The organism is Bdellovibrio bacteriovorus, assembly GCF_001592735.1.
Lineage (GTDB): Bacteria > Bdellovibrionota > Bdellovibrionia > Bdellovibrionales > Bdellovibrionaceae > Bdellovibrio > Bdellovibrio bacteriovorus_D.
Genome location: NZ_LUKE01000008.1, coordinates 47,764 through 54,016, shown reverse-complemented (window position 1 = coordinate 54,016; position 6,253 = coordinate 47,764). Strand labels below are relative to the sequence as shown.

At 45.7% G+C, this 6,253-nt stretch carries 9 protein-coding genes; 4 read left to right on the top strand and 5 right to left on the bottom strand.

Annotated elements, in window-relative coordinates; translation table 11 throughout:
* Positions 1-199: 199 nt before the first annotated feature.
* Together AZI86_RS18945 and AZI86_RS18940 are read left to right on the top strand one after the other, a co-directional pair.
* Complete coding sequence (locus tag AZI86_RS18945) at positions 200-709, top strand: mobile mystery protein A (protein WP_061836886.1); 510 nt, start codon at positions 200-202, stop codon at positions 707-709.
* Positions 669-1,256 (top strand): mobile mystery protein B, encoded by a 588-nt coding sequence (locus AZI86_RS18940; RefSeq protein WP_061836885.1) that lies wholly within the window; start codon positions 669-671, stop codon positions 1,254-1,256. Before AZI86_RS18945 ends, AZI86_RS18940 begins: the two co-directional genes overlap by 41 nt.
* Positions 1,257-1,260: 4 nt before the next feature.
* Here AZI86_RS18940 and AZI86_RS18935 read toward each other — a convergent pair whose 3' ends face one another.
* From AZI86_RS18935 to AZI86_RS18925, 3 genes are all read right to left on the bottom strand, one after another.
* Positions 1,261-2,097 (bottom strand): YihY/virulence factor BrkB family protein, encoded by an 837-nt coding sequence (locus AZI86_RS18935; RefSeq protein ID WP_061836884.1) that lies wholly within the window; start codon positions 2,095-2,097, stop codon positions 1,261-1,263.
* 11 nt (positions 2,098-2,108) lie between these two features.
* Positions 2,109-2,978: an Fpg/Nei family DNA glycosylase gene (locus tag AZI86_RS18930; protein WP_061836883.1), complete on the bottom strand. Its 870-nt coding sequence runs from the start codon at positions 2,976-2,978 to the stop codon at positions 2,109-2,111.
* Between the two features lie 90 nt (positions 2,979-3,068).
* Positions 3,069-3,632 (bottom strand): transglutaminase-like cysteine peptidase, encoded by a 564-nt coding sequence (locus tag AZI86_RS18925; RefSeq protein ID WP_061836882.1) that lies wholly within the window; start codon positions 3,630-3,632, stop codon positions 3,069-3,071.
* Positions 3,633-3,842: 210 nt separating this feature from the next.
* Here AZI86_RS18925 and AZI86_RS18920 point away from each other — a divergent pair, with 210 nt between their 5' ends.
* On the top strand, positions 3,843-4,982 hold the full coding sequence (locus AZI86_RS18920; protein WP_061836881.1) for a winged helix-turn-helix domain-containing protein: 1,140 nt from the start codon (positions 3,843-3,845) through the stop codon (positions 4,980-4,982).
* A gap of 69 nt (positions 4,983-5,051) precedes the next feature.
* Complete coding sequence (locus tag AZI86_RS18915; RefSeq protein WP_061836880.1) at positions 5,052-5,282, top strand: hypothetical protein; 231 nt, start codon at positions 5,052-5,054, stop codon at positions 5,280-5,282.
* A gap of 7 nt (positions 5,283-5,289) precedes the next feature.
* On the opposite strand, the gene AZI86_RS18910 is transcribed toward AZI86_RS18915, so the two are convergent.
* Both AZI86_RS18910 and AZI86_RS18905 read right to left on the bottom strand, forming a co-directional pair.
* Positions 5,290-5,856, bottom strand: a complete 567-nt coding sequence (locus AZI86_RS18910; protein ID WP_061836879.1) for a GNAT family N-acetyltransferase — start codon at positions 5,854-5,856, stop codon at positions 5,290-5,292.
* A gap of 2 nt (positions 5,857-5,858) precedes the next feature.
* The gene (locus tag AZI86_RS18905; RefSeq protein WP_061836878.1) at positions 5,859-6,173 is read right to left on the bottom strand and encodes a hypothetical protein; all 315 of its coding nucleotides are present in this window, start codon (positions 6,171-6,173) and stop codon (positions 5,859-5,861) included.
* Between the last annotated feature and the right edge of the window lie 80 nt (positions 6,174-6,253).

Here is a 6,253-nt window from a genome sequence, read left to right as displayed (position 1 = left end):
CACATAATTTACATAATCCTTTGACCTGGATTTCGTTCTTTTATATCGTATTTCAAGGGCCCACAGAGGGCCTTTGAAAATCCCAAACCCGTTATATTGTCTATATATAAATAGATTTTTAATCTATTAAGGTCTATCTATATATAGACGATATGTAGTATTATATCTACATATAGATAGATTTTGTGAAGGCGGACTTATGGGATCTAAGACAGCAAAACTGCGTCGACATCAGATTGATCGAAGCTTTGAAGAATCCAAAAGATTTCTTTTAAGCAGACTTCCTAAGTATGGGTGGGTGAATGAAATCCGTGAAGCCTTAGGAATGACGATGCAGGATTTAGCCGATCGCTTGGGCGTGATCAAACAGCGCATCGATCGCATTGAAAAAGATGAGATCAATGGCAGCGTCACGTTAAAGACGATGCAAGAAACGGCCGAGGCTTTGAATTGCGATTTTGTTTATTTTTTAGTTCCGAAAGGACAAGGCTTACAAGCCACACTTGAAGCCCAAGCACGCAAAGCGGCGCAAGAAATTGTGAAAAACACGGAACACACCATGGAGCTTGAGGAGCAGGGAACTTCTAAACAGTCCCAGCAAAGGTTGATTGAAAGCCTGACACAGGATTTGTTGATGAAGGAAGACCGTAAAATATGGAGAACGAAAAATGAAAATTCAAAGTCCTCCCGGCGCGACACCTCTGGATGATGAAACTCTTCGTGGATTGATTCCGAATTTAAGCACGCAACAAGAGCTCGACGAATTTGAAGCTGCCGGTATCGCGCGCGCCACTTTGTGGGCTCAAAGCAGTCGTCGTTTGCAGCAAGATCTTTTGTCGGCCTCGGGTCTGTGTCTGCTGCATAAAAAAATGTTTGAAGATGTTTGGGATTGGGCCGGGCAGTTTCGTTTGCGCCAAACCAATATCGGGGTTGCGGCTAAAGATATTCAAAATGAATTAGGTCTGCTTTTAGGTGATGTCAAATTCTGGATTGAACACGAAACATTTTCAGCTGAAGAAATCGCCGTGCGTTTTCATCATCGCTTGGTGTGGATTCATCCGTTTCCTAATGGCAATGGGCGATTTTCAAGGTTGGCGACAGATTTATTAATGCAGCAAATGGCTGAAAAAAACTTTTCCTGGGGCCGTTCGCAGCTAGGTAAACTAGGCGAAGCCCGCAGCGCTTATATCGGCGCACTTAAAACCGCCGATCACTCGCAAGATTATGATCGGCTTTTAAGATTTATGAAAAGTTAAATTTTTAAGTCTCTAGCGGCATGCGCGGGCGGGGTGTTTCCCCTAAAATAATGGAGTTCGTAAACTCATAACTGACCAAAAGAGTTAAAGAGCTATAATACACCCACACCAAAAATACCACTAAGGAACCGGCGGCGCCGTAAGCACTGCCAATGGCCGTACTTCCTAAGTATAAAGCAATCAAAGTTTTACCGACCATAAAAAAGAAGGCGCTGGTTGTGCCCGCGATAAGACATTTTTTCCAACCCATTTTATCCGAGGGAACAAAGCGATAAATGGCGGCAAATAGGAGTGCGAAAATCGCAAAATTGCTGACAAACGTCACCGTCTGCCAAAAGAAGCCTTCGCCTCCAGGAAAGACCACGGTCAAGGCGGTGGAGAGCATCAGCGAAGCAATGAAGAGAAAAATAAAACCCAGCAAAAGTCCGATAGAAAAAAGTCGATCGATAAGAAAACCCATCCAGCTTTCTTCGTGGGCTTCGTACTTATGTTCGTTCACTTTATTAAGGGCATAACGAAGTTGAGAAAAAATCGCTGAAGCGGAAATTAAAAGTATCGCAAAACCGATGATACCGGAAAGGCCCGTCGCTTGCGGATGTTTATCCGCGTTATCTAAAATCAAACGAATGGATTCACCGGCCTGGTGGCCGATGGCTCCAGAAAAACCTTCGAAAATTTTTGTTTTTTGGTCTTCCCCTAAAACCGAGGCTAAAGATAGTAAAATAAGCACGAAAGGCGCGAGGGCTAAGCCCGTGTAATAGGCCAAGGACGCGGCCAACACAAAGACTTCGTGTTTAGTCAGCTCATTGGTTAAATTTACGAATCGCGTTTTGATGGTCATTGCTACCTCCGTTATTTTTGCCAGCCGGGCACCCACGCGGTGGTACGGCCGCCGACTTCATCGTGCTGAATTTTTTGACCCTTGCTTGTTTTGGCGTTTTTAGATTTTCCCCAGCGATGATGGAAAAGCCAGGTTTTCGGGAAGCGTTCATAATCGGCATCGACGCTGGCTGCTTTTTTTACGACCGCCAAAGTCATCTTGTGCAAAAGTTTAAGTTCGGCAGGTTTTAGCTCGGATGCCAAGCGATGAGGCGCAATACGGGCCTGAAAAAGAATTTCATCGGCCAGCCAGTTTCCGATACCTGCAAAAAGAGTTTGATCTAAAAGAACGGCCTTGATGGCCTTTTTTCTTTTTTTAAGTTTCTCGCTTAAAACTTTTACTGTCGGCCAATCAATCAAGGGATCAAATCCCAGGCGTTTGATACGGGGATGTTCCCAAGGATCGTCGGCCAGCCACATTCGACCAAAGCGTCGCGGATCGGTAAAGGCCATTTCAATTTTTTTATCACAAATTAAGAGCAGTCGACAAAACCACATGCGGCCTTTCGGATCGTCATCGTCCTCGAGGCTCCATAATTTAGTGCCTCCCCAAATATCGCGATGACGACCGGTGGAGGCGTCTTCTAAAAGTGAAATATTACCACTCATGCCTAAATGAAAAATCGGCCACGGTTTTTTATTGAGCTCTAACCAGAAGTATTTTCCTTTTCGACCGGCCCCCGTGATTTTCGCACCGACCAAAGCTTTTTCGACTTCTGCAGAGCGCACAAAAGCGAACAGCCAACGATCCTTGTCGTCGGTCACAATTTCTTTTATTTTTCGGCCCTTTAATGTGCTCGCAAGTTTGCGTCGAACGGCCTCGACTTCTGCTAGTTCCGGCATCTTCACCTCGCCCTTATATTTTATCCCGCGTTTTAAACGGCGAGTGCAGTATTAAATTTATTTTTCGCCAAAATGCATTGTGAGGGAACACTAATGCCACCACGCACCTTGCCGATTAACGCCCACTTCTGGAGTAAATCCGCGCGGCGCTGAGGAAAGGTAAGCAGAAAAACTCATATTGTCTAAAGTCCAAGTGCCATTGCGAGTGCTGACGGCAGCGACCACATGCCCCTCACCCCCTCGCGTCCCGACAAAAGCCGCCATATGAGAAGAAGGCACCCCGAGCCAGCGAAGCAGTTCGATACGTAAGACCGCATAGTCTTCGCAATCTCCTGAACGTCGCGCCAAGGTTTGCGAAGGTGTTTGCCAATGATTTGACGGATCTTCCAGGGGGCGGATCATCTGGCGAGTGACTTTATGCACCCAAGAAATCCGCTCTGCTAAAGGGGCCTCGCGCATTTGTTGAACACCCTGCCAAAGACCCGCGGCCCGCAGCATCTCGGAAGAAAGAGTGGCTCTGATGGCTTCGCGCCGACCCGACGGAAGAGGTGATTCCATTTTAGATTCTTTGCCCCAGAACTCCGCTCCAGCAGAAGCCAAGGGTGAAAACAAGGTCGCAGTAACAACAAATAAGGTGCAGATGAAATATCTCATTGAAAAACCCCCTAAAGCAGAACCAGGGCTGCAACCGAGATGCCGAGCTTTGCCCGAAATGAAAGGTCAATAAAACACACGGGACTGTTTTGCGCGCCGCCTTTTTTGGGGCATTAATACTTAAAGTGAGGACTATTTCCCAAGCCGCTCCACGAGAAGAGTGATAAAAAAAATGGAATTAAGGGCGCCTCGGTGTAAAAATCAAAAGCAATGAGTAAAACAATCACTAAAGAAAACGCCCGGGGTATTTGGCTAAAATCCCAAGGGCTGACGGAATCTGCTCCCTTCGGCAAGGGATCTGCGGCGACCACCAAGGCCATCGAACATTTGGGTTATGTCCAAATCGACACGATCAACGTCATTGAGCGCTGTCATCATCACATCTTGTACACACGCATTCCGGATTATAAACGCCGTGATCTGCACCAAGCACAAAGCCAAGATAAAACCGTTTTTGAGTATTGGACCCATGCGCTTTCTTATGTGCCGACCCAAGACTTTCGCTTTTTTATTCCAGATATGAAGCGCCGGCGTCTTTCGCCCGGGCCGTGGTTGGGCAAAGTAAAGCCGCAAGAGCTGCAAAAAGTTTTGCGTCTGATAAAAAAAGAAGGACCGATTTCTATCCGGGATATTACCGATGATGTTCTGGTTGAAAAAGATCACGAATGGGCCAGCCGTAAACCTTCCAAGAAAGCTTTGCAGCTGGGTTTTTATTCTGGAAGATTGGTGATCAGCGAACGACAAGGCATGCTTAAAAAATACGAGCTGCTGGAAAGACATTTTGCGTGGGATAAGATGCCAAAGCCCGCCACACGCGCGGAAGTTTTAGAATACGAAATTCAGAGATCTTTAAGAGCCCAAGGACTTGTCACCCTTGATTCTATTTGCCACTTAGTACCCAGTAAAAAACCGGAAATTAGAAAGATCATAGAAAAGAAAGTTAAAAAAGGTGAGCTGATTGAAATTAAAGTTCAAGATGCCACCAGATCTGAGTTCTGGGTCGCGCCGGAAGTTTTAGACGAAGCGGTCACGGTGAATGAAGAGCTTGTCCATATTCTGTCCCCTTTTGATCCATTAACTATTCAGCGTAAACGCTTGCACTCGCTTTTTGATTATGAACATCGCTTTGAAGCCTATGTGCCGAAAGAAAAGCGCAAATACGGCTATTTTGCGTTGCCGGTTTTAGTCGGCGATAAGATTGTGGCGGCCATTGATTTAAAAACGGATCGCGAAAAACAAAAGATGCTGATTCAGAAATGGACTTGGCTGGGAAAACACAAATCAGCTAATAACAAAAAACTTATCGAATCCGAGTTGAACCGGTTTGAAAAGTTCCAACTGCAAAAGTAACTTTTGAGTCCTGACATTTATTGATAAGATTTTTTACTTATGCCTTCGCAAATAAGGCATAATAAAAATATGAAGCCTTATAAGAACATCAGCGGCAAATCAGGCGTGATAGCTTACGAAATTCGTGAGCGTTCCATTGTTGTGGTTTTTGTGGGTGGGGATTCGTATTTGTACGATTATGTTCGCACGGGAAAGCGCGAAGTTGAAAAGATGAAAGAGCTGGCCCTGCAAGGCTGGGGACTTGCGACCTATATCTCGATGCACGTGAAAGATCGTTACGCCCAAAAAATCGCGGGCTGAGATTTTACTAAAACTCTTCTTTGGTCATCGCGAAAAGCAACAGATCCACCCATTTTTTATTAAACAGCAGTCTTTTTTTGCTTAAGCCTTCTTTGCGTAAACCCAAAGCTTTGGCGACGCGGATAGAGCGCTTGTTTTTAGGCTCGATGCCGGCCTCAATGCGGTGAAGTTTGATATTTTTAAAGGCGATGTGGATGGCGGCTTTGCAAGCCTCTTGCGCGTATCCTTGACCCCAGTGATTGTTGAAAATGCGATACCCTAAATAAGCGTTGTTAAAAACTCCTCGAGAAACATCCATCAGCGCCACTTGGCCAATCAGCACGCCGTCGTCTTTGCGGAAGACGCCGAAGTTGTAGTACTTATCTTGCGCGCGCAGTTTTTTTTCGTTCTTTAGCGTCTCTTTGAATTTTGCCAAGGTCAGCTCGGACTCTTTCCAATTGGTTGTGTCCCATTCGTTTTGCACGGGACGTTGGCAAGAGTAAGCTTGTTCCCAGTTTTCATAGTCATGAAGTTCTAGGGGACGAATAATAAGACGCTTGGTGATTTTCAAGTACGGCAACCTTTTAGAGATCATGATTAGCGAAGTTCAACCGAGTCCTCAAAGCTGTCATTGCTGATGAGACGCAAAGGCACACGTTGAAGTTTGGTGTGGTAATAGGAAAGATGATGACCGCTTTTTACCATGGCGGTGTGCTCGTAATGGCCGATAAGTCTTAAGGTGATCTTAACTTCGGTATTGCGAGGCACGGTGATAGCTTTAGGAGTCACCATATGGGTGTTTTTATCGTTCACCCAAATTTCCGCGCCTTCTTGCTCCGTAATCACCATGCACAAGCAGGGAGACTTCGTCGTAAAGCTTAGAAGTTCGCGTAAGGTTTTAAACCATGTCATCCGTGGCCCCTCCCCAAAGAGCTGGCCAGGGTTTAGCACAGGTTTTTTATGATTTAAAAGTGTTTTTCGCCAATCCCAGA